This window comes from Arthrobacter sp. Y3221157 (genome assembly GCF_059089865.1).
The window spans coordinates 1-352 of sequence record NZ_JBNHFD010000241.1 but is presented as its reverse complement, the minus strand read 5'-3'; the positions used below and the strand labels follow the sequence as shown (position 1 = coordinate 352).

Genomic DNA, 352 nt, shown 5'->3' with positions numbered 1-352 from the left:
GGCCCAGCGCCAGGCAAGGGCCGGCCAGGGCCGGAACGGGGACGCGCCGGAGGGCCCCCGGAACTACGCAGTGGACGACGACGGCGGCGACTTCATCCCCGAAGAACCCCCGAGCCTGGCCGGCACGGACCCGCTGACCATGCTGGCGTGGCTGGCGGCGGTGGGCGGACCGGTAGCCCTGCTGCTCTCGGCGATGTTCTGGCGTTCCGCGCCGCTGCTGGCGGTTGTGGGCATCGTGGCCGCGTTCGTGCTGGGAACCGTTTACCTGATCATGAAGCTCCCGCAGGAAAAAGACGAGGACGACGACGGCGCCCGGGTCTAGCGGGTCAGCGGCGGACCCGGCCGCTGACCC

At 72.2% G+C, this 352-nt stretch carries 1 pseudogene; it reads left to right on the top strand.

Annotated features, from left to right (window positions below):
• Positions 1–322, top strand: a pseudogene (locus tag AC5RTT_RS20850) (hypothetical protein); the annotation flags it as partial.
• Positions 323–352 lie beyond the last annotated feature (30 nt).